We start from the raw sequence: 26,952 nt of genomic DNA on the forward strand, positions 1-26,952 counted from the left end.
AAGCTATGAAGCCATCACAGATTGAAAGGCAGAACCCGATCTCATGAGCGAGCAGCGCACTCTCACCATCGATGGCGAGCAGGTCCAGGTGGACGCGGGAACAACCGGTTTGCAGTTCTACGCCAAGGATAAAGACGTGGTTGTCATGCACGTCGACGGCGTATTGCGCGACCTGGCCCGCGAGCTTGAAGCAGGCACCACCGTCACCCGTGTCACCATCAGCGATCCGGAAGGGTTGGAGGTGCTGCGCCACTCGACCGCTCACGTCATGGCCCAGGCCGTGCAGCAGCTGCGTCCGGACTCCAAGCTCGGCATCGGCCCCTACATCACCGACGGCTTCTACTTCGACTTCGATGTCGAAGAGCCGTTCACCCCGGAAGATTTGAAGCAGCTGGAAAAGATGATGCAGAAGATCATCAACCAGAACCAGCTCTTCGCGCGCCGCGAGGTCACCCCCGATGAGGCCAAGGCCGAAATGGTCGACGAGCCCTACAAGTGCGAGCTGCTGGCCAAGGCGGACTCCGATGACACCTCCGGCGAGGGCGTCAATGTTGAGGTCGGCGCCGGCGAAACCACCATCTATGACAATGTCGACCGCAAGTCCGGAGAGACCGTCTGGAAGGACCTGTGCCGCGGCCCGCACCTGCCGAACACCAAGCTGATCAAGAATGCCTTCGCGCTGACCCGTTCGGCCGCTGCCTACTGGCTGGGCAGCGAGAAGAACAAGCAGCTGCAGCGCATCTACGGCACCGCCTGGCCGACCAAGGAAGACCTCAAGGCCTACCAGGAGCGTCTGGCCGAGGCCGAACGCCGCGACCACCGCAAGCTCGGCGCGGAACTCGACCTGTTCTCCTTCCCGGACGAGCTGGGCTCGGGCCTGCCGGTGTTCCACCCCAAGGGCGGCATCATCAAGCGCGAGATGGAAGACTACGTGCGCGATCGCCACGTCGAAGAGGGCTTCCAGTACGTGGGCACCCCGCACATCTCCAAGGACGGGCTCTTCCACACCTCGGGCCACCTGCCGTACTACGCGGACACCATGTTCCCGGCGCTGCATATCGATGAGGAGCGCGACGAGGACGGTAACATCACCAAGCAGGGCCAGGAATACCGGCTGAAGGCAATGAACTGCCCGATGCACAACCTGATCTTCCGCGGCCGTGGCCGCTCCTACCGCGAACTGCCGCTGCGCCTCTTCGAATTCGGCCACGTCTACCGCTACGAGAAGTCCGGCGTGGTCCACGGCCTCACCCGTGTGCGCGGCTTCTCCCAGGACGACAGCCACTCCTACGTCACCAAGGAGCAGGCACCGGCCGAGGTTGAGCACCTGCTGAACTTCATGCTCTCGCTGCTGCGCGACTTCGGCATGGACGACTTCTACCTGGAGCTATCCACCCGGGATCCGGAATCCGATAAGTTCATCGGCACCGCAGAGCAGTGGGAGGAAGCCACCGAGGTGCTCGAGCGCGTGGCCACCGAATCCGGCGTCGAGCTCGTTGCCGATCCGGGCGGCGCGGCCTTCTACGGCCCGAAGATCTCGGTCCAGGCCAAGGACGCCATCGGCCGCACCTGGCAGATGGGCACCGTGCAGTACGACTTCAACCAGCCGGCCCGCTTCGGCCTGGAGTACCAGGCGGCCGACGGCTCCCGCCAAGAGCCGGTGATGATCCACGCGGCGAAGTTCGGTTCCATCGAACGCTTCCTGGGTGTGCTCACCGAGCACTACGCCGGCGCCTTCCCGGCCTGGCTCTCCCCGGTGCAGGTTCGCGCCATTCCGGTGGCCGAGGCCTTCAACGACTACCTGGCCGAAGTGGTGGCCAAGCTGAAGGCCCAGGGCGTGCGCGTGGAGCTGGATGACTCCTCGGATCGCTTCCCGAAGAAGATCCGCAACGCTTCCAAGGACAAGATCCCGTTTGTGCTCATCGCCGGCGGCGAGGATGCCGACGCGAATGCGGTCTCCTTCCGCTTCCGCGATGGCAGCCAGGAGAATCAGGTTCCGGTCGATGACGCGGTAGCCCGCATCGTCGAGGCCATCAAGAGCCGCGACAACAGCAACTAGTACGGGCAAGGGAGTCCATGGGTATGCAACACCACGCAGATCGGTCCGTCACCGACGATTTTGAACTCGCCGGCGTGCCGGATTCGTTCCAGCGCCTGTGGACTCCCTACCGCATGGCCTACATCAAGGGCGGGCAGGACCAGGTCAAGGACGAGGCCAGCTGCCCGTTCTGCGCCGGTCCGAAGCGCACAGATGAAGAAGCGCTGATCGTGCACCGCGGGAAAACCTGCTACGTGATCCTGAACCTGTTCCCGTACAACCCGGGCCACCTGCTGGTCTGCCCCTACCGCCACGTGCCGAACTATACGGACATCACGCTGGAGGAGACCGCGGAGATGGCGGCCCTGGCCCAGCAATCGATGCGCGTGCTGCGCCAGGTCTCCAACCCTGCCGGTTTCAACCTGGGCATGAACCAGGGCGAGGCCGGCGGCGCCGGGATCGCCGCGCACCTGCACCAGCACATCGTGCCGCGCTGGAGCGGGGATGGAAATTTCTTCCCGATCATCGCGCAGACCAAGGCCATCCCGCAGACCCTCTCCGAGGTCCGCGAAGCCATTGCCGGCGCCTGGGATAGCGAAAGCCCAGCCTAGGAATCGCCACTGCTTGAGCCGGGGCGGCAAGAATGCTGAATCGTTCTTGCCGCCCCGCGGCTTTTAATGCCTTTCTGCCCCGCCTGATCTGGTGACTTGAAGGATCAAATCCGAAGCCACGTAGCTAGACTGATGCTGTCCGCTCAAGATCCACCCGCAGTGCCGGAGGCAATCCATGAACCCTAGCGCAGGCCACGGTCTTATGCCCTTGCCCCCGCCCAGGGCGCTGCCAAGTGCCGCAGAGCCACGCGAAACGCTGGAGGCGTCCTGCGGGCCAAAAACGGCCAAGCACGAGCTGGCGAACCTCGCGGCCAAGCTGCCGGTGCCGAAGATTTCTACCGGTGAGTCCAAGGCCCGGAAGTGGGAAGCGGTGCATGCCGCGCACTCCGGCTTCGGCGATTGCGCGGCCCTGTCCTGGAGCGAGAACGCCGGATCCGCCAAGCATCGCGGCGACTTCCCGCCCGGTTGCGCGCCATGACATCGACCGGAACCCTTGAGGAGCTCCGTGCCTGGATCATCGGCGGGACAGAGCATGAAATCCGTTTCGCGGTCCAAGGCGCCGCGCGGTATTCGATCGGCACCCTGGTCGAGTTGCTCGAGGAGCTGCATTTTGACTACGACGAGGCCTGCGACAAGTTCCTGCTCGGCTGGCTGGAAACACTCAGCCCGATGGAGCGCCTAGCGGCCGCGCTGCGAACCGAGCACTTCTACCAGCTGGGTCTGTGCGCGATCCCGCATGCGGCGGATCGCACATTGCTGCAGGTACTGGACTCGGTGGAGCCAGCAGTCGAGGAGCTGGCCGAAAACTTCGAATCGACCCATCGCCGCGCCAGCGATCCGGATCCCTCTTTCACCAAGCGCTACACCTCGCGCCTTCTGGCCTACGCAGGGCAACTGCGTTCGGTGGCAGCGGATATTGGCAACGATGCGCCGCTGCTGCGACATATCTCCGCTGAGGTGGCGCGCCTGGAGCAGGCAAATCCGGAAGGGAGCGGACAGCCGGAAAAATACCGGGTTGCGGACGCCCTGGAGGCCGAGCCTGAAATCCCATTCAAAAAACGTGTTGACTAGTGATTTGACGTGAAATCTCAATGTTACGCACTAACCGATAACTAGGGGATTAATCTACCTGTAGTCATTTGTGACGCAACACGGGAGGTAATAAAGCAAAGCGCTCCTACGATTACTGGCATAGCACCATTGTGCAATCACGTGTTCGAAAGGAATTTCCCGAAAATGTCATCAGCAGATCAGCGTCGCGATACCGTCGTCGGCTCCCAGCGCGTCAAGCGCGGCATGGCCGAAATGCTTAAGGGCGGCGTCATCATGGACGTTGTCACTCCAGAACAAGCACGCATCGCCGAAGATGCCGGTGCGGTGGCAGTGATGGCACTTGAACGCGTTCCTGCCGACATCCGCGCCCAGGGCGGCGTCTCGCGGATGAGCGACCCGGACATGATCGACTCGATCATCGCCGAGGTCTCCATTCCGGTGATGGCCAAGGCCCGCATCGGCCACTTCGTCGAGGCGCAGATCCTGCAGTCCCTCGGCGTGGACTACATCGACGAGTCCGAGGTGCTTTCCCCGGCGGACTTCGAGCACCACATCGACAAGTGGCCATTCACCGTGCCGTTCGTCTGCGGCGCCACCAACTTGGGCGAAGCCCTGCGCCGCATCAACGAGGGCGCGGCCATGATCCGCTCCAAGGGCGAAGCAGGCACCGGCGATGTCTCGAACGCCACCGGGCACATGCGCAAGATCCGCGCCGAGATCGCCAAGCTGGCGGCCCTGCCCGAGGACGAGCTCTACGTGGCGGCCAAGGAACTGCAGGCCCCGTACGAACTGGTCAAGGAAATCGCGCACACCGGCAAGCTTCCCGTGGTGCTGTTCACCGCCGGTGGCATCGCCACCCCGGCCGACGCTGCGATGATGATGCAGCTGGGCGCCGATGGCGTATTCGTCGGCTCGGGCATCTTCAAGTCGGGCAACCCGGAGCAGCGCGCCGCTGCCGTCGTGAAGGCCACCACCTTCTACGACAACCCGGATGAACTGGCCAAGATCTCCCGCGGTCTGGGCGAAGCGATGGTCGGCATCAACGTCAACGAGCTGCCAGAGCCGCACCGCCTCTCCGAGCGCGGCTGGTAATAGCTGCCAACCGACACTCTCCGGGGTCACGCTGCCTGTAATTGGTGGCGTGGCCCCGGTTCGTTAAGCCCGTCGCTGCAGGGAGATGCGTCGATCAACGGATAATTGCGGTTGGCAGATGGTGAACTTCCGACGAGTACGAGACGCAATATGAATCTGCACTGGAGGCGGGCACAGCTTGGCACGACCCGCCCGCACAGTGGCGAGTCCACGTAATTCATTCGAAAAAAAGGGGCTACTTCGTTTCATTCGGGTGGCTCGTGTCAACCTGTTCCAGGAAGACCGTGCGCTCGTGGACATAGAACCAGATGCGGGACGCGCCCTTCGCTGTCCGCTTATGTTGCCACCGCTCGTGCGACGTCTCCCCGCGGGAGCTCATGCCGAGCTCGCCCTTGAGCCCATAGTTCAACCGCCAAGGCATTTTCGTCACGCGAGTGGTCGAGCGCGAGGACTAACCCGACGTTGCGCTGGCCCGGTGCGTTCTGCGGCTTCCCGTAGTGCCCAATGAGTCGATCAATCTGTTCCTCGACGGCAGCCACGGCTTCGCGTACACCGCCGTGGGCCTGCCAACAAAGAAAATCAGCCCGCGCCTTGCGGCAACGGGCTGATCATGATGACTAGAAGTCTAGCGCAATGAGCTTGAGCACCTGCCTCTTCTGGAGGCGAATGCGCCGTTGCCAATGCGAACGACGATCAGTTCTTGCCAGTCGACAGCCGGCAACCGCCGAGGGTTTTCGGCCTTCGCGAAGAGTTCCGTTCAGGCGCCGGTGCCGAGCTTGCAGTAGCTCCGAAAAATGGCAGACTGAGCCCATGACACAGATCATTTTCGACGCGGCCGTCACCCTGAATGGCTTCTTGGCCGATGAGAACCACAGCCTGCAATGGCTCTTCGACGTGCCCGGTGCCGGCGAACCCGATCCGGGACTGCTGCCGCAGAACGTGGGCGTGCACGTGGAGGGCGCCAACACCTACCTATGGGTGCTGGAACACGAAAATCTGCTGGCCGAACCGGCCAAGTGGCAAAAGCTCTACGGGGACAAGCCCACCTACGTCTTCACCCATCGGCAGCTGCCGATCCCCGAGGGGGCGAACGTGAAACTAGTCAGCGGCTCGGCCTCCGAGCAGCTGCCGGAGCTCCGCCGCGCGGCGGGCGAAGCTGATATCTGGGTGCTCGGCGGAGGGGAACTGCTCGGCCAGTTCCTCGATATCGATGCGCTCGATCGACTCGCGCTGACCATTGCTCCGGCGACGGTGGCCGGGGGAGCGGCCCTGCTGCCGCGCAGCATCGGCAGCGAGCGGCTGGAGCTGGCCGAGGCGCGCCAGGCTGGCCCCTTTGCCCGGCTGGTCTACCGGGTCAAAACCCTGGCCTAGGGCAAAGCAGGAGTTAAACGGCTGTGGCGGGACCCGGTGAAAACCGGTGTCCCGCCACAGCCGCAAGCCGCAATCTAGTTCCAGGAACGCAGAATCATATGCCTTCCGCGGCCGAGCAGACGCAGCCCATTGGAGCTGAAGAATTCGGCACTGCCCGGGGTGCACGCGGCCAGCAGCTCCTGGGTTTTTTCCTCATCGGGCGGATCCAGCGGGTTGATCAGCGAACGCGACAGCCCGTGCAAGAGCGCGGTCCCCACGCCCTGGCGCCGATAGCCGGTGCCCACCGCCAGGGAATGCACCATCAGCTGCCCGCCCAGACCCTGCTGCACGAATCCGCGTCCGACGATATCCCCCTCCTCGGTGCGCGCCACCGCGTGCTCCACGCGGCGCAGCGCCGGGTGGCCGCTGGAGAGCTGTGTGGAGGTCTCGCGCCACAGATTCGTCACCTTCAGCTCGGCGGCATCCGGGCCGGTGGCCTCGGGAACGTTGTTGCCCAAACGGATTTTTCCCTCCCAGCGATTCATCGGGATCGCCAGCCGTCCGGCATGCCAGGCGATCTGCGCGCTGTCGGTGAATCCGGCTTCCTTCAGCCCCTTGGCATCGGACCCGGAGTTCACCCAGGCCTCCACCCGTTGGGCACCCAGCCGCATTCCCTCGGCCAGCGCCGGACGCAGGCCCGCGGGCTCGGCCTGCTCGGGGAAGAGCAGCACCAGGCGCTTGCGCACCGGCTGCCAGGCCCAAGAACAGCCGTGGGTGGTAAAGATCTTGCCGCCGGTGGCTACCGCGAGGGCCTGCTGCCAATGGCTGAGAGCTTCCTGCGCGGAGGCAATTGTCGTCATTATTCTGCGTTCACCAATCCTCGACGGCGCAACAGCGGTTCGACCCGTGCGCTGCGACCGCGGAACATTTCGTAAGACTCAAGTGGATCGCGCGTATTTCCACGCGCGAGCAATTCCTCACGGAACCGCATTCCATTTTCGCGCATTAAGCCCCCGTTTTCCTCGAACCACTGCACAGTGTCGGCATCCAGTACTTCGGACCAGATGTAGGAGTAGTACCCGGCCGAGTAGCCGTTGGCGAATATATGCTGGAAATACGCGGTCCGATAGCGCGGCGGGATCAACTCTGGGGTGAACCCGAAGTTGGTTAATGTCTCACGCTCGAATTCTTCCGGGTCGGTGATGCGCGTTCCGGGCTCCAAGGTATGCCAGGCCCAATCGAGCACGCTGGCCGCCAGGTATTCGGTGGTCGCGAACCCCTGGCCCCACAGCTCGGCCGCGCGGATCTTCTCAATCAGCTCATCCGCCAGCGCCTCGCCGCTCTCATGGTGCCGCGCATAGCCGCCGACTACCTCGGGATGCAGCACCCACATCTCGTTGACCTGCGAGGGGAATTCGACGAAGTCCCGCGGCACCGAGGTCCCCGAGAGCGTCGCATACTTCCCGTCGGAAAGCAGACCGTGCAGGGCATGGCCGAACTCGTGGAAGAGCGTATTGGTCTCATCCAGGGTCAGCAGGATCGGCTGCCCGGGCCCCGGGGCCGGGATATTGAGCGTATTGGTGACGATAGGGCGTTCGTGAAGATCCGCGGCGGCGTCGCGGATCGAGGTCATCCAGGCCCCGCCCTTCTTCGTTTCGCGTGCCAAGAAGTCTCCGCTGTACAGGCCCAGCGGGCTCCCGTCGGCATCGAATACCTCCCACACCCGCACCTGCGGATGGTAGGTCGGCAAATCGAAGCGTTCGCTGAAGCTGAGCCCATAGAGTTTTCCGGCGGTGGCGAACACGCCCTGGTGCAGCACCGAGTCCAGCTCGAAGTAGGGGCGCAGGGCCGCCGAATCCACCGCATAGCGCTCGCGCAACACCTGATTGGAATAGTAGGACCAGTCCCAGGCGTTCAGCTGACCGCCGGCCAATTCGCGCAGCGTTTCCGCTTCTGCATCCGCGTTCCGCACCGCGGCCAGGGTCAGCTCTTTCAGGCGCGTGGCCACCGCCTGCGTGGAGGGTGCCGTCGCGTCGGCCAGCACGGTTTCGGCATGGTTGGCATAGCCAAGCAGTGCCGCCCGATCTGCCCGCAGCGCGGCCATCTCCGCAGCCAGTGGCAGCGTTGAATTTTCGCTCAAACCGCGGCTGAGCGACGCTTCGAATACCTTGCGCCGGGACTCCGACCGAGCCAAGGATGCCAGCACCGGCTGCCCGGTGGGGGAAACCAGCGGCAAGAGGCATCCGGACTCGTGCCCGGCGGCTGCGGCCGCGGCGCGGGCGGAGTCCAGCTGGGCCGGTTCCAGGCCTTCAAGCTCTTGGGCATCGGCAAAGTAGACCGCGTGGGCGTTCTGGTTTTCCAGCGCCTTGCTGGAGAACTCGGTGGACAGTTGGGAAAGCCGCGCATTCAGCGACTTGAGCTCTTCCTTGGCTTGCGCGTCCAATCGGGCGCCAGCAAGCTCGAAAGATTTGAGCGTCTCTCCGGCCAGCCGGGCATCTTCGCCCTGCAGTGTTTCCAGGTCTACACCGCGCAGCCGCGCATAGAGATCCGGGTTCAGCTGGATCTCGTCGCGCTGTGCGGTCAGGATGCCGTTGAGTTCGGACTGGATCTCGCGCAGCTCTTCGGTGCCGTGCGCCGAAAGCACGCTGAAATAGGCCATGAGCGTGCGGCGCAGCAACTGCCCGCTGCGTTCCAGCGCGAGGAAGGTGTTCTCGAAGCTCGCCGGGGCAGAGTCGGCCACGATGGCCGCTATCTGTCCAAGGTGCTCCTCGGCACCGGCATGGGCGGCCTGCAGGTAATCTTCGGCAGTGATATTCGCGAAATCTGGCCACTGGTAGGGCAGCTGGCTGGGGTTCAGAAGCGGGTTTGGCATAGTGCCAGATAACCACAGGACACGTGATTTAGCTTGCATTAACACGGTCGCCCAGCCGCTAGGCTGGAGCCCATGAAGCAACGCGCGCTCCCGGTGTTCCTCGCATTCCTCCTGCTCACGAGCTGTTCTGCGAACACCTCCGGTGAGCCGACGCCGACGGCCAACGCACCGCAAAGCAAGCCAGCGCCCGTCCCAAGCACCCCCAGCCCTCCTCCCGAACCGCAGGAGCTCTCGCTGATGGCCACCGGGGATGTGCTGCTGCACCCGCAGCTGCTTGCCGAGGCGGAAACGGGCGATGGCCATGATTTCGCTCCGCTGCTGGCCGGGCTGGAGCCCTATGTGCAGGACGCGGACGTAGCCTTGTGCAACCTGGAGACGCCGATCGGCACCGCGCCGTACTCCGGCTACCCGATGTTCAGCGTCCCGGCGCAGATCGTCACGGACCTGGCCAAGCTCGGCTATGACGGCTGCACCACCGCCACCAACCACACCGTGGACAAGGGCACCGCCGGGGTCAACCGCACCCTGGACACCCTGGAGCAACAGGACCTGTTCGCCACCGGCTCCTACCGCACCGCCAAGGAGGCCGCGGAGCCGCCGATCATGACGGTGGATGGGGTGAAGTTCGGGATCATCGCCAGCACCTATTCGCTGAACGGGATGCGCGCGGACGCCGACTGGCAAGTGGATACCGGGGTGGGCGCGGCCAAACTCATCCAGCGGGCCAAGCAAGCGGCCAAAGATGGGGCCGAAATCGTTGTCGCCGCGATCCACGACGGCGCCGAATACAGCAGCAAACCCACCGAGGCGCAACGCCGGCTCGGGCGCGCCCTGGCCGAATCCGGCGCCTTCGACTTCATCTACATGCACCACACCCATTCGGTACTGCCCATCGAGAAGCACGCCGGGACGTGGATCGTCTACGGCCTGGGCAACTCGGTGGCCAAGCATGCCACCCCCACGATCCTGAACCGCGAGGGGATCAGCATCAAGGCCACCTTCACCCGCGACCCGAAGGAGGACTGGGGGCTCAGCGAACTGGCCTGGGTCCCGCATCAGTTGAGCGAGTCCCCGGTGCGCTGGTGCCAGGTCGCCACCGCCGATGACTGCCTGCCGGCCGCCGACGCCAAGGCTTCGCTTGCGCGCACCACACAAACCGTGAACGCCTTTGATGCCTTCGACGACGGACTGGTGCCATGGGAAGTCGATTAGCCAGTTGCCCCGCGCCCAGATCTACGGTGGCCTCCAAGGCCGTGGGCCTTGGAGCCGCCCAGGTCATCACAACAGTTCTCCAGGGCGGACCGAGGATACTCTCGTAAGTTTCTGACGACCTCAACTTATAGGATCAAATCATGGCCGAAGACCGCATTGCGAAATTGGAAGAAGAGCTCTCGGAACTGCGAGATCTGCTGACTTCTCTCACGCTCAGCGTGCAGTACCGGGAAGATATGGCATTCGAGGCCGCGCTTGCCTATAACCAAGTCGCCGGGCAAACACGAGCCGCCTTGATTCTGGTGTTGGGCTCCATCCAGAGTCGCGCGCTAGGAGAAGCACCGCGGCAGGTCAGCCAGCCATCGATGCTGGAGCCGTTCCCTGTTCTCGCCGAAGCCCAGGAGCCCGGGAGCATTGACTTGGCCGAAGCGATCCGGCTGGTTGCCCGGCTCGTCGGAAACCAGGAGCAGGCCTTCAACGTGCTCAAAGCGCATCAGGCCAGCGGCTTCGGAGCCGAGGCGTACAGGCGCCTGGGCTTGGGACTGCGCTGATTGAAGGCGATGGGCCAACCCTGCTTATCCAGGAGTCCCTGGGTCGCAATCCGCAGTCGAAGACCGTCTTTTAATGAAGTCCACCGCCTTTTGATGCGGGACTAGTGCCCGAAGCTGTCCGAGTCCATCTTCGGGCCGTCCCCGGAATCCAGCGCATCAATCGCGCGCATTTGCGCATCCGTCAGCTCGAAATCGAAGATGTCCAGATTCTCCGCCTGCCGCCGCGGATCCGCCGACTTCGGCGCGGCCCCGCGACCGGACTGCACATGCCAGCGCAAGGTGATCTGCGCCGGGGTTTTCCCGTAGTGCGCCGCCGGGGCGCTAATCGCCTCGGCCTGCAGGAATGCACCCATCCGGCCCAGCGGGGTATAGGCCACCGTGCGCACCCCGTGCGCGTCATTGGCCGCCAGCGTCTCGGCGTTCAGGTGCTCGGGGTCGATCATGATCTGGTTCACCGCCGGCAGCAGCCCGGCCTCGCGTACCGCCTGCAGATGCGCCGGCTTGAAGTTCGAGACGCCGGCCGCGCGGATCTTTCCCTGTTCGCGCAATTCGATGAGCCCGGCCAGCGCGTCGGTGAAGGTGCCCTGGTCCGGGTTCGGCCAGTGGATCAGAAACAGGTCCAGGTAGTCCACGCCCAGGCGCTGCGCGGAATTCTCGAACGCCTGGCCCACCCCGGAGAACGAATGCCAGCGCTTGTTGAATTTGCTGGTCAAGAACACCTGGTCGCGCGGCAGCCCGCTGGCGCGCAGCCCGGCGCCCACCGCCTCTTCATTCTCGTAGTTTTCGGCGGTGTCTACATGCCGGTAGCCCAGGTGCAGGGCGCTGGCGACGGCGTCGCGCGCTTCGTTCCCGCGCATCGGCCAGGTGCCTAGGGCCAGCGCGGGCATATCCACTCCGCCTGGCAGTTCGAGGGTTTTGTGCTGGGCATCCAACGGGTAGCTCCTTGGCGAATCGGGTGGCGTCAACGGCCGGCGGATTTCGCGCCGAACCTCAAAGCAAGCTATCAACATTGCCCGCCGGCGGCCAACGTATCCACGACACACCGGGAAACATGCGCCGCGTCACGTGCCACCAGGCACTACCGTTGATCCGTCGCTAATTTTCCGGCGCCACTTCAGCCAAGCAATATTCGAAGGTAGATTCATGACGGTTATCGGCGTGCTCGCGCTCCAAGGCGACTTCCGCGAACATCTCAACGCCCTTTCCGGGCTCGGGGTCAAGGCCAGCGCGGTGCGTACCGTCCAGGAGCTGGCGGCGGTCGATGCGCTGATCATCCCGGGCGGTGAATCCTCGGTGATCGACCGGCTGACGCGCAGCTACGGGCTGGCCGAACCGATCAAGGCGCGCCTGGCCGCCGGAATGCCCGCCTATGGCTCTTGCGCGGGCATGATCATGCTTGCGGACCGGCTGGACAACCCGGCGGTTTCAAGCATCGGGTTGCAGCAGCAGACCCTGGGCGGGATCGACATGCTAGTGCGCCGCAACGCCTTCGGGCGGCAGGTCGACTCCTTCGAATACCCGCTGGAATTCGCCGGGCACAGCCTCGATGCGGTGTTCATCCGCGCACCCGAAGCCCTCGAAGTCGGGCCCGACGTGCAGGTGCTCAGTACGGTTCCGGCCCCTGAAAGCCGCGCACAAGGTAGAATCGTTGCAGTACGCCAGGGGAATTTGTTGGCAACCAGCTTCCATCCGGAAGTTACCGGTAGCCGCGCTATCCACGAATTTTTCATTAATATCACGCGAGGAGACGCTTAAAGCATGTCAGGCCACTCCAAATGGGCAACCACTAAGCATAAGAAGGCCGCGATCGACGCCAAGCGCGCCAAGGCCTTCGCTAAGTACATCAAGGGCATCGAAGTCGCCGCTCGTGTCGGCGGCGCCGATATGGCCGGCAACCCGGCCCTGGAACTTGCGGTCAGCAAGGCGAAGAAGAATTCGGTCCCGATCAACAACATCGACCGTGCCGTCAAGCGCGGCGCCGGGCTGACCGGCGAGGTCGTCGACTACACCGAGATCATCTATGAGGCACGCGGCCCGCAGGGCTCGGCGCTGCTGATCGAGTGCCTGACCGACAACAAGAACCGTGCGGCCTCCGAGGTCCGCGTGGGCATCAACCGCAACGGCGGCTCCGTGGCCGACCCCGGCTCGGTTTCCTACCTGTTCGCCCGCAAGGGCGTCGTCCGCCTGCCCAAGGGCGAGCTGACCGAGGATGACCTGCTGATGGTGGTGCTCGATGCCGGCGCCGACGAGATCCTGGACGAAGAGGAGAACTTCGCCATCGTCTGCGATCCCTCGGATCTGCGTGCCGTGGCCGCGGCTTTGGACGAAGCCGAGATCGCCTACGAAACCGACGAGATGGAATTCATCCCGTCGATGAAGGTGGACCTGGACGTCGAAGGGGCGCGCAAGTTCCTGCACCTGTACGACGCGCTGGAAGAGCTCGATGACGTGCAGAGCGTCTACACCAACGCCGACCTCTCCGACGAGGTCCGCGCGGCCCTCGACGAAGAGAACTAAGCACCGGCTTGGCCCTGCGCATCGTAGGCGTCGACCCCGGCCTGACCCGTTGCGGGCTGGCCGCGGTCGACGTCGCCGCCAATCGGCAGGTTGAACTGGTTGGCTTCACCGTGGCCGGCACCCCGACGGGCACTCCGCTGGACGCGCGCCTGCTGGCCATCGCCGAGGCGATCGACGCCTGGCTCGAACTGCACCAGCCCGACGTGCTCGCCTTGGAACGCGTCTTCGCTTCGGCGAACGTGTCCACGGTGATAGGCACCGCCCAGGTGACCGGCATCGTGATTCTCGCCGCGGCTCGCCGCGGCATTCCCGTGGCTCTGCACACTCCGACCGAGGTGAAGGCCGCGGTCACCGGCAGCGGCCAGGCCACCAAGGTTGCCATCGGCAAGATGGTCGCAAAGATCTGCCGGCTCGACGAGCCGCCCAAGCCCGCCGATGCCGCCGATGCGGTGGCCCTGGCCATCGCCCACGGGTGGCGCGGTGCGGCGGTCGGGTCCAACGCCTCGGCCTCGGCCTCGGCCACCGCCGGGCGGGTCGGTTCGAACCAGCTCACCGCCGCCCAGCAGGCGTGGATCGCCGCCGAAGCCTCGTCGAAGCGCCGGGCAACCCGCCGCTAATCGCCATTCGTAGGTATCTTCGATAAGCTGGGATCGTTCGAACATATTTTTGAGGAGTGGCATGATCAGCTCACTGACCGGCACGGTCCAGGCGGCAACCCTGAATTCCGCGGTTATCAACGTCAACGGCTTCGGCATGCTCGTGCACGCCACCCCCGCCACGCTGTCCACCCTGCACCTGGGCCGCGAGGCCACCGTGCACACCTCGATGGTGGTGCGCGAAGACTCGATGACCCTTTTCGGTTTTGCCACGCCCGATGAACGCGAGGTCTTCGAGGTGCTCATCGGCATCTCGGGCATCGGCCCGCGCACCGGATTGGCGATCCTGGCGGTGCACACCCCCGAAGAGGTCCGCATCGCGGCGAACACCAAGGACACCGCCGCCTTCACCAAGGTCTCCGGCATCGGACCGAAGGGCGCCAGCCGCATCGTGCTGGAGCTGAACGGAAAACTCGTACCTACCGGAGTGGATACCGCAACAGGCCGCCCGGGCACCGCCTCGGTGTGGGAGCCGCAGGTTATCGAGGCACTCACCGGTTTGGGCTGGACCGAAAAGGATGCCCAGTCCACGCTCACGGCGCTGGGCAAGGCGAATCCAGAGGTTGTCGAAACCGGCAACGTCTCCGAAATACTGCGTGCGGCCCTGCGCAGCATGTCCACCGGCGCCCGCGCCCGATAGGATGACCCCGTGAATGAGTCCACGCAGCTGACAAACGCCGGAAGCGAACCGGAAGAACGGGTGATCGAGGCCGCCCTGCGCCCGCGGAACCTGGATGACTTCGTCGGCCAGGGGCGGGTGCGCCAGCAGCTTTCGCTGGTGTTGGAAGCGGCAAAAATCCGCGAGCGAACCGCCGACCACGTGCTGCTCTCCGGACCTCCGGGGCTGGGCAAGACCACGCTGTCGATGATCATCGCCGCCGAAATGAACGCCCCGCTGCGCATTTCCTCCGGCCCTGCCATCCAGCACGCCGGCGACCTCGCCGCGATCCTCTCCTCGCTCACCGAGGGGGAGGTGCTCTTCCTGGATGAAATCCACCGCATGTCCCGTCCGGCCGAAGAGATGCTCTACATGGCGATGGAAGATTTCCGTGTGGACATCATTGTCGGCAAGGGGGCCGGAGCCACCGCGATCCCGCTGGAAATTCCACCGTTCACCCTCGTGGGTGCGACCACGCGCGCCGGGCTGCTGCCCGGGCCGTTGCGTGACCGCTTCGGCTTCACCGGGCATCTGGAATTTTATGCGGTCGAAGAATTGGAACTGGTGCTGCGCCGCTCGGCGATGATGCTTGACCTGCGCGTGACCTCCTCCGCATTCAGCGAGATCGCTAGCCGTTCGCGAGGCACCCCGCGTATTGCCAACCGCCTGCTGCGCCGCGTGCGCGACTGGGCGCTGGTCAACAAGCTCGAGCAGATCGATGCCAGCGCCGCAGCCGCTGCCCTTGAAATGTATGAGGTCGACCCGAGGGGGCTGGACCGGCTGGACCGTTCGGTGCTCGAAGCGCTGTGCAAGAAGTTCGGCGGCGGCCCGGTGGGGCTATCCACCTTGGCGATCGCCGTCGGAGAAGAAAGCGAGACGGTGGAAACCGTCGCCGAGCCCTTCCTGGTCCGCGAAGGCTTGATGGGGCGCACCCCGCGTGGCCGTATCGCGATGCCCGCGGCGTGGGAGCACTTGGGCCTAGTGATGCCCAAGGACGCGATTTTTGCCGGAGCCCAAAACTATGAAACCGATGTGGATTAGGTGAATAACTCTACTCTGCCCGCGTAAATGGCTAGGCGATTTGCTTTCAGCCATTAGACTGGAGACGCCCGACACATGCCCCGATTTTGGCATGCCCGGGCGTCTTAATTCTTTTAACGAATCGTTAGCAGGTATTACACGTGAATTCCCTCGTCCTTGCCCAGGCAGCCGGTGGCGGCTTCAACCCATCCATAATCCTGATGGTGGCGCTGTTCGCAGTGCTGATCATCATGATGATCCGCGGCCGCAAGAAGGTCTCCAAGCAGCAAGAAGCCCTGAAGACCAAGTCGGTTCCGGGCGCCAAGGTGATGACCAACTCGGGGATCTTCGGCACCATCATCAGCATCGATGAGCAGGATCGCGTGCTCGTCGAGGTCGCCAACGGCGTCGTGCTCACCTTGCACCGCCAGGCCATCTCCACCTTCCTGGACGCCGATGCGCCCGCCGCCCCGGCCGAAGACGCCGAGCAGGCTCCTGCCGTCGCCGAATCTCCAGAGGAAAGCCTGCGTCGTTTGAACGGCGAAGGCAAGGACGACCGCAACGCCTAAGGCAGGCACCATCGCGGTGGTAAACCATCACGCCACCAGTTCAAGAAAGCACAATAGATGTCATCAATTGGACCTGTAAAACAGGCACGCAAGGCGTTGCTGTGGTTACTGGTCGTCTTCATCATCGCAACCGGAGTCCTAGTTGCTGGTGTATCGACGGGCCAGACCAGCGCCGCCCCGAAGCTTGCGCTAGACCTTGAAGGCGGCACCCAGATGATCCTGGCCCCGCAAGTCAAGGGGGATGAAAGCATCAGCCAGGAGCAGCTGGACCAGGCGGTGGAGATCATCCGCCAGCGTGTAGCCGGCTCGGGTGTCTCCGAAACGGAAATCACCACCCAGTCCGGGCGCAACGTCGTCGTTTCGATGCCCGGTACCCCGGACGCCGAAACCCGCGAGCTGATCCAGGCTTCGGCCAATATGGAATTCCGCCCGGTGTTGATCACCGGTTCCTTCGAGGCTACGCCCGAGGAGCAGCGCACCGCCGAGGCGGACGTGCCAGAACCAAATGGCGAGCCGGAGAACCCTTCGGACACCAACTGGATCAGCAAAGAGATCTACAAAGAGTTCGAAGCCTATGACTGCCCCACGGTGCTCGCGGAGCGTGAAACCACCGAGCAGGATCCTACTAAGCCCACGATCTCCTGCGACCCGCGCCAGGGTGTGAAGTACATCCTCGGCCCGCAGGAAATTCCGGGTGACCAGATTTCCGATGCCTACGCCAATCTGGCGCGCGGCGTGCAGGGTGCGGTCACCGGCGAATGGGTCGTGGTCATCGAGTTCAACAAGCAGGGTGCCGAAACCTTCGCGGAAACCACCCAGCGCCTGATTGCATTGCAGGGTTCGCAGAACCAGTTCGCGATCGTGCTCGATGGAACGGTGATCTCCGCTCCGACCACCAACGCGGTGATCTCCGATGGCCGCCCGCAGATTTCCGGCGGCTTCACCGAAGAATCCTCCCAGGCGCTGGCTCAGCAGCTGAAGTACGGCGCACTGCCGATCAGCTTCGAGATCCAGTCCGAGCAGCAGGTTTCCGCCACCCTCGGTAGCGACCAGCTCAAGGCCGGCCTCATCGCCGGCGTCATCGGCCTGGTCCTGGTGTTCATCTACTCGCTCTTCCAATACCGCGCACTGGGCCTGGTGACGATCTTGTCGCTGCTGGTTTCCGGCGTGCTCACCTATCTGGCGATCGTGCTGCTTGGCTGGGCGATGAATTATCGCCTGTCGCTGGCCGGTGTGGCGGGTCTGATCGTCGCGATCGGTTTGATCGCCGACTCCTTTATCGTGTACTTCGAACGTGTGCGTGATGAGTTGCGCGATGGCCGTTCGCTGGCCAGCGCCGTGGACGTGGGCTGGTCCCGCGCCAAGCAGACCATCCTGGCCTCCAAGGCGGTCAACGTGCTGGCCGCCGTCGTGCTCTACGTGGTGGCGGTGGGCAACGTGCGAGGCTTCGCCTTCACGCTGGGCCTGACCGCAATCATCGACCTCGTCGTCGTCTACGGTTTGACCCACCCGACGCTGATGCTGCTGGCGCGCACGAAGTTCTTCGCCGATGGGCACCGCCTCTCCGGGCTGGACCCATCCTTGCTCGGCGTGGTGCCGCTGTACCGCGGCGCCGGCCAGGTCCGCCGCTTCAACGAGAACGTTGATGCGAACCGGGGCAAGAAGAACTCCAAGGCGAGCGGCGAGGCGGCCAAGCGCATGACCATCGCCGAACGCCGCCGCGCCGAAGCAAACCGGGAGGAGAACAATGAATAAGCTCGCAGAGTGGGGCAACCAGCTCTACACCGGGAAAACGTCCTACCCGTTCACCCAGAAGCACCGCCTGTGGTTCCTGATCGCCGCGATCCTGGTGATCGCCTCGATCCTGGTCCCGGTGGCCAAGGGTGGCTTCAACCTGGGCATCGATTTCCGCGGCGGCTCGGAATTCATGGTTTCCGGCGTGCAGAATACCGACATCAGCCTCGGTGAGGAGGTGGTGAAATCCGCCGCCTCCGGCGCCGAAGCCACCGTCACGAATATCGCACCGGGCACCATGCGCGTGCAGACCGAACGGCTCAGCGACGACCAGACCATCACGGTGGCAGGCGAGCTGGCCGAAACCTATGGTGTGGATGCCAGCGAGGTGACCAGCAACTTCATCGGCCCGACCTGGGGACAGGACGTCTCACGCCAGGCGATGCTGGGCCTGCTGGCCTTCGTGGTGCTAGTCGGGTTGCTGATGGCCGCGTACTTCCGCACCTGGAAGATGTCGGTCGCCGCCATCGGGGGCCTGTTCGTGGTCATCATCATCACCGCGGGCATCTATTCGCTCTCCGGTTTTGAGATCACGCCCAGCGCGATCATCGGATTCTTGACGATTCTGAGCTACTCGCTCTACGACACCGTGGTGGTGTTCGATAAGGTCCGCGAGAACACCAAGGGCTATGATCAGCAGCAGAAGCGCACCTTCCAGCAGCTGGTGAACCTCGCGGTTAACCAGACGCTGGTGCGTTCGATCAACACCTCGGTGGTGGCGGTGCTTCCGGTCGCGTCGATTCTGTTCATCGGCTCCTACCTGTTGGGCGCCGGTACGCTCAAGGATCTGTCCTTGGCGCTGTTCATCGGCATCATCATCTCCAACTTGTCCACGTTGTTCGTCCAGGCGCCGCTGTACAACTGGCTGCGCCACCGCGACGAGGACGTGCGCAAGCACACCCAGAAGCTGGAAGAACTCGACGCTTAAGCATCCGGTCGCTTCCACCGCAGATTCCCTGCGGATCAGCTGAACGACTAGTGCCTCGGATCCACCGATCCGAGGCACTTTTTCGTCGTCGAAAAGTTCGCGTAATTAGTTGTCACCGCGCGAACGTGCTATAACGAATGAACTAAAACAATGCATGGAGCCGGCATCACGAGCTTGGCACCTAGCACCGTTATGACCGGCGACGGTGGGAAGGAGCGAGGCATGGCAAACACGCCGAACCTGAACAATTCGAAGCGGCGCTCGATCTCACGCCTAGTACGTTTTGCGGGCCGAGGAAGCACACCGAGCACCTCGCCGACGTTGGAGCCGCTGCTGCGCACGGTGAAGTCCAAGCATCCCAAGGCGGATCTGGACCTGCTGATCCACGCCTACGAGGTGGCCGAGAAGCATCACGAGGGGCAGAAGCGCAAGAGCGGAGACCCCTACATCACCCACCCGGTGGCCGTAGCGACGATCCTCGCCGAAATGGGGATGACCGGTTCGATCCTCGCCGCGGCGCTGCTGCACGACACCGTGGAAGACACCGACTATTCGCTGGAATCGGTCACCAAGGAATTCTCCGAAGAGATCGCGATGCTCGTGGACGGCGTCACCAAGCTCGACAAGGTGACCTACGGGGACGCGGCCCCGGCCGAAACCGTCCGCAAAATGGTGGTCGCGATGTCCCGCGACATCCGCGTGCTGCTGATCAAACTCGCCGACCGGCTGCACAACGCGCGCACCTGGCGCTACGTGTCCCCGGAGTCCAGCTCCCGCAAGGCGAAGGAAACCCTGGAGATCTTCGCGCCGCTGGCGCATCGCCTGGGCATGAACGCGGTGAAGTGGGAGCTGGAAGACCTCTCCTTCGCCGCCTTGCATCCCAAGGTGTACCAGGAGATCGTGCGCATGGTGGGGGACCGCACCCCGGAGCGCGAAAAGTACCTGGCCAGCCTCCGCGAACGGCTGAACAGCAAACTCGGCGAGCTGAACGTGCACGCCGCGGTGAGTGGGCGCCCGAAGCACTACTACTCGATCTATCAGAAGATGATCGTGCGCGGCAAGGATTTCGACGACATCCATGACCTGATGGGCGTGCGCATCACCGTCGACTCGGTGAAGGACTGCTACGGGGCGCTGGGCGTGGTGCACGCCGAGTGGAATCCGCTGCCCGGACGGTTCAAGGACTACATCGCGCTGCCGAAGCTGAACCTCTACCAGTCGCTGCACACCACGGTGATGGGTCCCGAGGGCAAGCCGGTAGAGATCCAGATCCGCACCCACGAGATGCATCTGCACGCCGAAAATGGAGTGGCCGCGCACTTCCAGTACAAGCACGGCGAACGCGGCGATTCGATGCTCTCCGCGGAGAAGAACATGGAATGGCTGCGCTCGTTGATGGAGTGGCAGGAAGACACCACCGACTCCGAGGAATTCCTCGACGGGTTGCGCTACACCATCAACTCCGCCGAGGTGTACGTGTTCACCCCGAAGGGCGACATCATGTCGCTGCCGGTCGGGGCCACGCCGATCGACTTCGCCTACTCCATCCACACCGATGTCGGCCACCGCACCATCGGCTCGCGGGTCAATGGCAAGCTCGTTCCGCTGCATACCGAATTGAAGCAGGGCGACGTGGTGGAGGTCTTCACCTCCAAGGCCGAGGATGCCGGTCCTTCGCAGGACTGGCAGCACTTCGTGAAGTCCCCGCGCGCCAAGGCGAAGATCCGCGCCTACTTCAGCAAGGAGCGCCGCGAAGAGGCGATCGAAAAGGGCAAGGAGCTGCTCACCAAGGAGCTGCGCCGCAATCAGCTGCCGCTGCAGCGGCTGATGACCCACGAGCTGCTGACCACAGTGGCCACGAACCTGCACCACGTGGACATCTCGGCGCTCTACCAGTCGGTGGGCGACGGGCATACCAGTGCGCAGAACGTCATCGAGCATCTGGTGGCGCTCACCGGCCCGCCAGCGGGCGAACAGGTCGACGAGGAAGCCACGGTCACTCCGAGCCTCGCCAAGCCCACCACGGGCAACGACGCGGGCGTCATCGTCCAGGGCGTGGGCGACGTGCTGGTCAAGCTGGCCCGCTGCTGCACCCCGGTGCCTCCGGATGACATCGAAGGCTTCGTCACCCGAGGTGCCGGCGTCTCGGTGCACCGCACCGACTGCCTGAACCTGGCTCAGCTGGCCCAGCAACCGGACCGGCTGGTTTCGGTCGCCTGGGCGGAGAAGCACCATGGGGTGTTCGTTGTCGAAATCCAGGTGGAGGCGCTGGACCGCAAGCAGCTGCTTTCGGATGTCACTCGGATCCTGTCCGAAAGCCACCTGAATATCCTCTCGGCCAGCGTGCAGACCAGCCGCGAACGCGTGGCGATCTCGCGCTTCTCCTTCGAGATGGGCGATCCGAAGTTCCTGAGCCACGTGCTCAACCAGGTCCGCCGCATCGATGGCGTGTACGACGTCTACCGCACCACCGCCGGCAGCCGCCGGTAAGCAGCATAAAGCGAACCCCGCCACCGCGACGCGACGTCAGCGGTGGCGGGGTTCGCTTTATGCCGCGCGCGCCTGGTAGGACTGCACCAGCCGCAACGCGCGTTCCACCGCAGGGGCGGAATCGAGCTGCGAGAGCCGTTCGCCCACGGCAGCCAGGTTCAAGAACGGATCCTCGAGCCGCTGAATCTGGTTGAACACGCTCGTCGCGATCGGCAACGGGTCGAAGCAGGCAACATCGCAGACGGTGCGCAGCAATCCGGTGAGCTTCACCCGCTTGCGGTTCACCAGATCAGCCTCCTCGATCGGCAACTGCACAAATTCGAAGCTCAGCGAATTTCCGGGGCGGTAGGGCCGATGGTAGGCATTCGAAGAGATGCAGATCGTATTCACATGGGGCAGCAGCCCATGGATCCAGGCCGCTGTCTGCTGGCAGAACACGTCGGTCCTGCCCAGTTGGCGGCCGGCGAGGAACGCGGCGATAGCGGCGCGCGCGCTCGAATCATAACGGAACCTGGTCTCCACAAAGCACCCGCCAATGGATTCGCGCAGCAGCCCATGGGTTTCCATGGCGCCGAGCTCATTGCGGGTGAAGGGTTCGCCGACGATGAACAGGTCTTCGGGGATACGCAACGCGGCGACGCGCTGTCTCGTAGCTTTCTCCATGAAGCTACTGAACCAGCAAGCGCCGCCGCGTAGGGGGTGTTCTGCCGAACTGTGGATTCTAGTCCAGGTCGGCTGCCGACTTCTCCAGGGTGTTCAACCACATCTGGCGGGCGTCCAAGGCCTCCTGGGCCTTGGCAATCCGCTTGGCATTGCCCTGCTTCTTCGCCGCTTCAAGATCCGCTTCGAGGGCCGCGATGGTCTCCTGCAGCTGGGTGAGCATCGAATTCGATCGGGCCTTGGTCTCCGGGTTGGAACGGCGCCACTGCTCGTCTTCGGCGCCCTTGACGCCCTCTTCGACCTGGCGCAGCGCCGATTCGACACGCTGCAGATCCGCGCGCGGAACCTTGCCTGCCTCTTCCCAGCGGCCGCGGATGACGTCGAGCTTCTGCTTGGTGATGGCCAGATCCTTCACCGGCAGCAGCGCGCGGGCCTCTTCGAGCAGGGCCTCCTTCACCACGAGGTTCTGCGCGTATTCGGCGTCGACCTTCGCGTTTTCGGCGGCGCGGGCCTGGAAGAACACATCCTGTGCGGCTCGGAAGCGGCTCCAGAGCGCGTCGTCGTCCTTGCGCGAGGCGCGGCGGGACTTCTTCCACTCGTCCATCAGCTTGCGGTACTCGGCGGCGGTTCCCGCCCAGTCGGTGGAGCTCGCGAGCGCCTCGGCGCGCGCGATCAGCTCTTCCTTAACGGTTTTGGCCTGCGCGTTGGTCGCGTCCAGCTGGGAGAAGTAGGCGCGGCGGTGCCGGTCGAAAGTGGTGCGGGCGGCGCGGAAACGCTTCCACAGGGCATCTTCGGTGGCGCGCGGCAACCGCACGGAAGAACGCTGGGTTTCCTTCCACGTGTCGAACAGCTCGTTCATCTCGGAGGACGCGGTCTTCCACTGGATCTGCTCGGGACGCTTCCCGGCCAGTGCCTCGGCCTGCTCGACGAGTCCTTCGCGGACCTTGAGCTGCTCGGCGCGAGCGGCCTCATTTGCCTGGCGCTGCGCGGCGGACAGGGTGCTCACCGCACCGCGCAAAGACTCGATGCGGGCCTCGATGGCGCGGATGTCGCCGACCAGGTGGCGTTCGGCCACGGTCGCTGCGAGGGTGTCGAGGGTTTTGGGCATGTCGCCGCTGGGCGCCTTGGCCGCTACGCGCTGTTCGAGCAGCATCAGCTGCGAGACGACGTCATCGTACTTGCGCACGAAGTAGGCCAAGGCCTCTTCTTCGCTGGCGTCCGGGTACTGCCCGACCGGATGCTCGGTGCCGTCGATGATGACAAACACATGGCCATCGTCGGTCACACGGGCAAATTTGGCCGCTTCTTCGAGGGGAGTGCTGTGGTCGACGGGCTGAGCCACTACCGGCTTTGCCACTGGCTTATGGGCCTGTGGCAAGGGGATGTTCGGGCTGTCGTCGGATTTCTGACTGGTGGTCACCGCTGAAACTCTTTCGCTTTACTGTTCGCTTGCTAGAGGTAACTCTACCTGTGACCTCCGTTTCTTAGTAAGCCGACGTGCACAGTATTCCAATGTGTTGCGTCGTAGGATAGATGGGCAACCATTTTGTACTAAGGAGTTTCATGGCACGCAAGGCCTCATTATCAGGTTTCCCCGAATGGCTTCCGGCCGAGCGGGCCGTCGAACAGCATGTGCTGGACACCTTGCGTCGCACCTTCGAACTCCATGGCTTCGCCAATATCGAAACGCGCGCGGTGGAAACCCGCGGGCAGCTGCTGCGCAAGGGCGAAATCGACAAGGAAGTCTACGGGCTTTCCCGGCTGGCCGCCGAAGCCGAGGGCAAGAACGACCCCAACGCGCTGGCGCTGCACTTCGATCTGACCGTGCCCTTCGCCCGCTACGTGGTGGAAAACGCCGGACACCTGGCCTTCCCCTTCCGCCGCTACCAGATGCAGAAGGTCTGGCGTGGCGAGCGCCCGCAGGACGGGCGCTTCCGCGAATTCACCCAGGCGGATATCGACGTCGTCGGCGAGGGCAGCTTGCCCTTCAGCTACGACGTGGAGCTCGCGCTGACCATTGCGGACGCGCTCTCCGCCCTGCCCATCGGCGACTTCCGGCTGCGCGTGAACAACCGCAAGCTGGCCGAGGGCTTCTACCGCGGGCTGGGCCTGGAAGACCCGGACGCGGTGCTGCGCGCCATCGACAAGCTGGAGAAGATCGGCGAAGACGGCGTCGCCAAGATCCTGGTCACCGAGGTCGGGGCCAGCGAAGAGCAGGCCCGTGCCGCGCTGGCGCTGGCGGCGATCCGCACCCTGGACACCGGCTTCGTCGCCCAGGTGCGCGCGCTGGACGTGGAGCACGAATTGCTGGACACCGGGCTCGATGAGCTCGCCCAGGTCATCGACGCCGCCTCGAAGCGTGCCCCGGGCAAGGTGATGGCGGATCTGTCCATCGCCCGCGGGCTGGACTACTACACCGGCACCGTCTATGAGACGGTGCTCGTCGGGCACGAGTCCCTCGGTTCGATCTGCTCCGGCGGACGCTACGAGTCGCTGGCCTCGAAGGGCAAGAAGAACTACCCGGGGGTGGGCCTGTCCATCGGCGTCACCCGGCTGATCTCGCGCATCCTCGCCGAGGAGCTGGCGAGCGCCGCGCGCGCCGTGCCCTCGGTGGTATATGTCACCTTGGCCAACGCCGATTCCTGGCACCAGGCCCAAGACGTCGCCTCCGCGCTGCGTGCCCGCGGCATTGCCTGCGAGGTCGCCTCCAGCGCCGAGAAGTTCGGCAAGCAGATCAAGTACGCTGACCGCCGCGGGATTCCGTTCGTCTGGTTCACACAGGAGGACGGCACCCACGAGGTGAAGGACATCCGCTCCGGCGAGCAGCTCAGCGCGGATGCCGCCAGCTGGACGCCGCCGGCCGAGGATCTGCACAACACCGTCAACTAGCAACGGTGCACTAAACTCGTCATCGAGAAGAACTGAAGAGATTTCACGTCTCAACCGACCGAAAGGATCGTAGTGCTACGCACTCATCAGCTGGGCGAACTCCGCGCCGAGCACATTGGACAGCAGGTCACCCTCACCGGTTGGGTCGCGCGTCGACGCGACCACGGTGGTGTGGCGTTCCTCGATTTGCGCGACGCCTCCGGCTTCGCCCAGATTGTGGTGCGCGACGAAGAGGACTTCCACCCGCTGCGCAATGAATTCGTGCTGCAGGTCAAGGGCAAGGTTGAGCGTCGCCCGGAAGGCAACGAGAACCCGAACCTGCCAAGCGGTGAGATCGAGGTGATTGCCGATGAGGTCATCGTGTTGAACACCGCCGCGGCGCTGCCTTTCCAGATCGATGAGCACGTCGAGGTCGGCGAGGAGGCGCGGCTGCGCCACCGCTACCTGGATTTGCGCCGTCCGACCCCGTCGCGCAACCTGCGTCTGCGTTCCGAGGTCAACCGTGCCGCGCGCAACCTGCTGCACGACGAGGGCTTCGTCGAGATCGAAACCCCGACGCTGACCCGCTCCACTCCGGAAGGCGCCCGCGACTTCGTCGTGCCCGCCCGCCTGAGCCCGGGCGCCTGGTACGCGCTGCCGCAGTCCCCGCAGCTGTTCAAGCAGCTCTTGCAGGTCGGCGGCTTCGAGAAGTACTACCAGATCGCGCGCTGCTACCGCGATGAGGACTTCCGTGCGGACCGCCAGCCGGAATTCACCCAGCTGGATATCGAGGCTTCCTTCGTCGAGGAAGATGACATCATCGAGCTCGGCGAGAAGCTGGTCAAGGAAATCTGGTCGTTGATCGACGTTGAGATCCCGACCCCGATCCGCCGCATGACCTACGCCGACGCGATGTCCCACTACGGTTCGGACAAGCCGGACCTGCGCTTCGGCCTGGAACTGACCGAGATGACCGAGTACTTCGCGAACACTTCCTTCAAGGTGTTCCAGTCCGCCTACGTCGGCTCCGTGGTCATGCCAGGTGGTGCCGCGCAGCCGCGCCGCACCCTGGATGCCTGGCAGGAATTCGCCAAGCAGCGCGGCGCGAAGGGACTTGCCTACGTGCTGCTGAAGGAAGACGGCGAGCTGGCCGGCCCGGTGGCGAAGAACCTCTCCGATGAGGAGAAGGCCGGACTGGCCGAGGCCACCGGCGCGAAGCCCGGTGACTGCATCTTCTTCTCCGCCGGCGACAAGGCCGAGTCCCGGGCGCTGCTCGGTGCGGTGCGCGTGGAGATCGGGCACCGCACCGGGTTGATCAAGGACGGCGACTGGGCGTTTGTGTGGATCGTTGATGCGCCGATGTTCGAGCCAGCCTCCGCGGCCGTCGCTTCCGGCGACGTGGCGGTGGGCGCCGGCGCCTGGACCGCAGTACACCACGCCTTCACCAGCCCGAAGCCAGAGTTCATGGACACCTTCGATACGGATCCGGGCTCGGCCCTGTCCTACGCCTACGACATCGTCTGCAACGGCAACGAAATCGGCGGCGGCTCGATCCGTATCCACCAGCGCGACGTGCAGGAACGTGTCTTCAAGCTGATGGGCGTGTCCGACGAGCAGGCGCAGACCCAGTTCGGCTTCCTGCTGGAGGGCTTCAAATTCGGCGCCCCACCGCATGGCGGCATCGCCCTGGGCTGGGACCGCGTGCTGCAGCTGCTCACCGGTTCCGAGTCGATCCGCGACGTCATCGCCTTCCCGAAGACCGGTGGCGGTTTTGATCCGCTGACTGCCGCTCCTGCGCCGATCACCCCGGCGCAGCGCAAGGAAGCCGGCATCGACTTCAAGCCGGAGAAGAAGAAGGCCGAGGCCCCGGTGGCCGAAGCCGCTAAATAGGTTCATAGATCAAGTTCGCGGCCGCTAACCGCAAGGAGCAGGTTGAAGCGATTATTCGTTTCATCCTGCTCCTTTCTTGTTTTCGAACAGCCGCAACGTCATTGGACACGGGATAATTTTTGA

25 protein-coding genes are annotated in these 26,952 nt (G+C 64.1%); 19 read left to right on the top strand and 6 right to left on the bottom strand.

Translation table 11 applies throughout. The annotated features are described in order from the left end of the window. The first annotated feature begins 43 nt into the window (after positions 1-43). The 5 genes from thrS (at position 44) to pdxS (ending at position 4,794) form a co-directional block, all read left to right on the top strand. Positions 44-2,059, top strand: coding sequence for a threonine--tRNA ligase (gene thrS / locus ACT3UQ_RS01580; RefSeq protein WP_105552185.1), 2,016 nt, complete (start codon positions 44-46; stop codon positions 2,057-2,059). 23 nt (positions 2,060-2,082) lie between these two features. Beyond that, on the top strand, positions 2,083-2,649 hold the full coding sequence (locus ACT3UQ_RS01585) for an HIT family protein (protein WP_181150480.1): 567 nt from the start codon (positions 2,083-2,085) through the stop codon (positions 2,647-2,649). A 175-nt stretch (positions 2,650-2,824) separates the two neighbouring features. Beyond that, positions 2,825-3,127, top strand: coding sequence for a hypothetical protein (locus tag ACT3UQ_RS01590; protein ID WP_444636395.1), 303 nt, complete (start codon positions 2,825-2,827; stop codon positions 3,125-3,127). Continuing rightward, the gene (locus tag ACT3UQ_RS01595; RefSeq protein WP_444636396.1) at positions 3,124-3,720 is read left to right on the top strand and encodes a hypothetical protein; all 597 of its coding nucleotides are present in this window, start codon (positions 3,124-3,126) and stop codon (positions 3,718-3,720) included. Before ACT3UQ_RS01590 ends, ACT3UQ_RS01595 begins: the two co-directional genes overlap by 4 nt. A gap of 165 nt (positions 3,721-3,885) precedes the next feature. Beyond that, positions 3,886-4,794, top strand: coding sequence for a pyridoxal 5'-phosphate synthase lyase subunit PdxS (gene pdxS, locus ACT3UQ_RS01600; RefSeq protein WP_096284856.1), 909 nt, complete (start codon positions 3,886-3,888; stop codon positions 4,792-4,794). Between the two features lie 235 nt (positions 4,795-5,029). Here the strand turns inward: pdxS and ACT3UQ_RS01605 are convergent, their stop codons facing one another. Beyond that, on the bottom strand, positions 5,030-5,224 hold the full coding sequence (locus ACT3UQ_RS01605) for a hypothetical protein (RefSeq protein WP_444636397.1): 195 nt from the start codon (positions 5,222-5,224) through the stop codon (positions 5,030-5,032). A gap of 380 nt (positions 5,225-5,604) precedes the next feature. On the opposite strand from ACT3UQ_RS01605, the gene ACT3UQ_RS01610 reads away from it, so the two are divergent. Further along, positions 5,605-6,165, top strand: coding sequence for a dihydrofolate reductase family protein (locus ACT3UQ_RS01610; RefSeq protein ID WP_096284852.1), 561 nt, complete (start codon positions 5,605-5,607; stop codon positions 6,163-6,165). A gap of 74 nt (positions 6,166-6,239) precedes the next feature. On the opposite strand, the gene ACT3UQ_RS01615 is transcribed toward ACT3UQ_RS01610, so the two are convergent. Both ACT3UQ_RS01615 and ACT3UQ_RS01620 read right to left on the bottom strand, forming a co-directional pair. Further along, positions 6,240-7,004 (bottom strand): GNAT family N-acetyltransferase, encoded by a 765-nt coding sequence (locus ACT3UQ_RS01615; protein ID WP_096284850.1) that lies wholly within the window; start codon positions 7,002-7,004, stop codon positions 6,240-6,242. After that, positions 7,004-9,016, bottom strand: a complete 2,013-nt coding sequence (locus tag ACT3UQ_RS01620; protein ID WP_096284848.1) for a M3 family metallopeptidase — start codon at positions 9,014-9,016, stop codon at positions 7,004-7,006. The genes ACT3UQ_RS01615 and ACT3UQ_RS01620 overlap by 1 nt, the downstream gene beginning before the upstream one ends. A 72-nt stretch (positions 9,017-9,088) precedes the next feature. On the opposite strand from ACT3UQ_RS01620, the gene ACT3UQ_RS01625 reads away from it, so the two are divergent. Together ACT3UQ_RS01625 and ACT3UQ_RS01630 are read left to right on the top strand one after the other, a co-directional pair. Beyond that, on the top strand, positions 9,089-10,228 hold the full coding sequence (locus ACT3UQ_RS01625) for a CapA family protein (protein ID WP_096284846.1): 1,140 nt from the start codon (positions 9,089-9,091) through the stop codon (positions 10,226-10,228). A gap of 140 nt (positions 10,229-10,368) precedes the next feature. Continuing rightward, positions 10,369-10,779, top strand: a complete 411-nt coding sequence (locus ACT3UQ_RS01630) for a hypothetical protein (protein WP_444636399.1) — start codon at positions 10,369-10,371, stop codon at positions 10,777-10,779. A gap of 101 nt (positions 10,780-10,880) precedes the next feature. On the opposite strand, the gene ACT3UQ_RS01635 is transcribed toward ACT3UQ_RS01630, so the two are convergent. Next, a complete protein-coding gene (locus ACT3UQ_RS01635; protein ID WP_258133851.1) occupies positions 10,881-11,711 on the bottom strand; it encodes an aldo/keto reductase in 831 nt (276 codons plus the stop codon). Between the two features lie 211 nt (positions 11,712-11,922). On the opposite strand from ACT3UQ_RS01635, the gene pdxT reads away from it, so the two are divergent. From pdxT to ACT3UQ_RS01680, 9 genes are all read left to right on the top strand, one after another. Then, entirely contained in the window at positions 11,923-12,534 is a 612-nt protein-coding gene (pdxT, locus tag ACT3UQ_RS01640; protein ID WP_105569034.1) for a pyridoxal 5'-phosphate synthase glutaminase subunit PdxT, read from the top strand. 3 nt (positions 12,535-12,537) lie between these two features. After that, positions 12,538-13,296 carry a YebC/PmpR family DNA-binding transcriptional regulator gene (locus ACT3UQ_RS01645; RefSeq protein ID WP_096284838.1) on the top strand — a complete coding sequence of 253 codons (759 nt, stop codon included), beginning with the start codon at positions 12,538-12,540 and terminating at the stop codon, positions 13,294-13,296. An 8-nt stretch (positions 13,297-13,304) separates the two neighbouring features. Beyond that, positions 13,305-13,913 carry a crossover junction endodeoxyribonuclease RuvC gene (locus ACT3UQ_RS01650; RefSeq protein WP_096284836.1) on the top strand — a complete coding sequence of 203 codons (609 nt, stop codon included), beginning with the start codon at positions 13,305-13,307 and terminating at the stop codon, positions 13,911-13,913. 61 nt (positions 13,914-13,974) lie between these two features. Continuing rightward, complete coding sequence (ruvA, locus tag ACT3UQ_RS01655) at positions 13,975-14,592, top strand: Holliday junction branch migration protein RuvA (RefSeq protein WP_096284834.1); 618 nt, start codon at positions 13,975-13,977, stop codon at positions 14,590-14,592. 9 nt (positions 14,593-14,601) lie between these two features. Beyond that, positions 14,602-15,651 carry a Holliday junction branch migration DNA helicase RuvB gene (gene ruvB / locus ACT3UQ_RS01660; protein ID WP_096284832.1) on the top strand — a complete coding sequence of 350 codons (1,050 nt, stop codon included), beginning with the start codon at positions 14,602-14,604 and terminating at the stop codon, positions 15,649-15,651. Between the two features lie 140 nt (positions 15,652-15,791). Beyond that, a complete protein-coding gene (yajC, locus tag ACT3UQ_RS01665) occupies positions 15,792-16,199 on the top strand; it encodes a preprotein translocase subunit YajC (RefSeq protein ID WP_096284830.1) in 408 nt (135 codons plus the stop codon). Between the two features lie 57 nt (positions 16,200-16,256). Continuing rightward, entirely contained in the window at positions 16,257-17,954 is a 1,698-nt protein-coding gene (secD, locus tag ACT3UQ_RS01670; protein ID WP_444636400.1) for a protein translocase subunit SecD, read from the top strand. Then, positions 17,947-18,921: a protein translocase subunit SecF gene (secF, locus tag ACT3UQ_RS01675; RefSeq protein WP_444636401.1), complete on the top strand. Its 975-nt coding sequence runs from the start codon at positions 17,947-17,949 to the stop codon at positions 18,919-18,921. The genes secD and secF overlap by 8 nt, the downstream gene beginning before the upstream one ends. A gap of 222 nt (positions 18,922-19,143) precedes the next feature. Further along, complete coding sequence (locus tag ACT3UQ_RS01680; RefSeq protein ID WP_105552491.1) at positions 19,144-21,411, top strand: RelA/SpoT family protein; 2,268 nt, start codon at positions 19,144-19,146, stop codon at positions 21,409-21,411. Positions 21,412-21,468: 57 nt separating this feature from the next. Here the strand turns inward: ACT3UQ_RS01680 and ACT3UQ_RS01685 are convergent, their stop codons facing one another. Further along, a complete protein-coding gene (locus ACT3UQ_RS01685) occupies positions 21,469-22,074 on the bottom strand; it encodes a hypothetical protein (RefSeq protein ID WP_444636402.1) in 606 nt (201 codons plus the stop codon). A 58-nt stretch (positions 22,075-22,132) separates the two neighbouring features. Next, a complete protein-coding gene (locus ACT3UQ_RS01690; protein ID WP_105569036.1) occupies positions 22,133-23,491 on the bottom strand; it encodes a DUF349 domain-containing protein in 1,359 nt (452 codons plus the stop codon). A 143-nt stretch (positions 23,492-23,634) separates the two neighbouring features. On the opposite strand from ACT3UQ_RS01690, the gene hisS reads away from it, so the two are divergent. Beyond that, positions 23,635-24,960 (top strand): histidine--tRNA ligase, encoded by a 1,326-nt coding sequence (gene hisS, locus ACT3UQ_RS01695; protein WP_444636403.1) that lies wholly within the window; start codon positions 23,635-23,637, stop codon positions 24,958-24,960. A gap of 72 nt (positions 24,961-25,032) precedes the next feature. Then, on the top strand, positions 25,033-26,829 hold the full coding sequence (gene aspS / locus ACT3UQ_RS01700; protein ID WP_444636404.1) for an aspartate--tRNA ligase: 1,797 nt from the start codon (positions 25,033-25,035) through the stop codon (positions 26,827-26,829). Positions 26,830-26,952: the final 123 nt, after the last annotated feature.

The organism is Glutamicibacter sp. AOP12-B1-11, from assembly GCF_052379245.1.
Lineage (GTDB): Bacteria > Actinomycetota > Actinomycetes > Actinomycetales > Micrococcaceae > Glutamicibacter.

Bases quoted from the DNA above. Each gene is read 5' to 3' on its own strand.
- thrS (WP_105552185.1), top strand. From the start codon at position 44: ATGAGCGAGCAGCGCACTCTCACCATCGATGGCGAGCAGGTCCAGGTG.
- ACT3UQ_RS01585 (WP_181150480.1), top strand. From the start codon at position 2,083: ATGCAACACCACGCAGATCGGTCCGTCACCGACGATTTTGAACTCGCC.
- ACT3UQ_RS01590 (WP_444636395.1), top strand. From the start codon at position 2,825: ATGAACCCTAGCGCAGGCCACGGTCTTATGCCCTTGCCCCCGCCCAGG.
- ACT3UQ_RS01595 (WP_444636396.1), top strand. From the start codon at position 3,124: ATGACATCGACCGGAACCCTTGAGGAGCTCCGTGCCTGGATCATCGGC.
- pdxS (WP_096284856.1), top strand. From the start codon at position 3,886: ATGTCATCAGCAGATCAGCGTCGCGATACCGTCGTCGGCTCCCAGCGC.
- ACT3UQ_RS01610 (WP_096284852.1), top strand. From the start codon at position 5,605: ATGACACAGATCATTTTCGACGCGGCCGTCACCCTGAATGGCTTCTTG.
- ACT3UQ_RS01615 (WP_096284850.1), bottom strand. From the start codon at position 7,004: ATGACGACAATTGCCTCCGCGCAGGAAGCTCTCAGCCATTGGCAGCAG.
- ACT3UQ_RS01620 (WP_096284848.1), bottom strand. From the start codon at position 9,016: ATGCCAAACCCGCTTCTGAACCCCAGCCAGCTGCCCTACCAGTGGCCA.
- ACT3UQ_RS01625 (WP_096284846.1), top strand. From the start codon at position 9,089: ATGAAGCAACGCGCGCTCCCGGTGTTCCTCGCATTCCTCCTGCTCACG.
- ACT3UQ_RS01630 (WP_444636399.1), top strand. From the start codon at position 10,369: ATGGCCGAAGACCGCATTGCGAAATTGGAAGAAGAGCTCTCGGAACTG.
- pdxT (WP_105569034.1), top strand. From the start codon at position 11,923: ATGACGGTTATCGGCGTGCTCGCGCTCCAAGGCGACTTCCGCGAACAT.
- ACT3UQ_RS01645 (WP_096284838.1), top strand. From the start codon at position 12,538: ATGTCAGGCCACTCCAAATGGGCAACCACTAAGCATAAGAAGGCCGCG.
- ruvA (WP_096284834.1), top strand. From the start codon at position 13,975: ATGATCAGCTCACTGACCGGCACGGTCCAGGCGGCAACCCTGAATTCC.
- secD (WP_444636400.1), top strand. From the start codon at position 16,257: ATGTCATCAATTGGACCTGTAAAACAGGCACGCAAGGCGTTGCTGTGG.
- secF (WP_444636401.1), top strand. From the start codon at position 17,947: ATGAATAAGCTCGCAGAGTGGGGCAACCAGCTCTACACCGGGAAAACG.
- ACT3UQ_RS01680 (WP_105552491.1), top strand. From the start codon at position 19,144: ATGGCAAACACGCCGAACCTGAACAATTCGAAGCGGCGCTCGATCTCA.
- ACT3UQ_RS01685 (WP_444636402.1), bottom strand. From the start codon at position 22,074: ATGGAGAAAGCTACGAGACAGCGCGTCGCCGCGTTGCGTATCCCCGAA.
- hisS (WP_444636403.1), top strand. From the start codon at position 23,635: ATGGCACGCAAGGCCTCATTATCAGGTTTCCCCGAATGGCTTCCGGCC.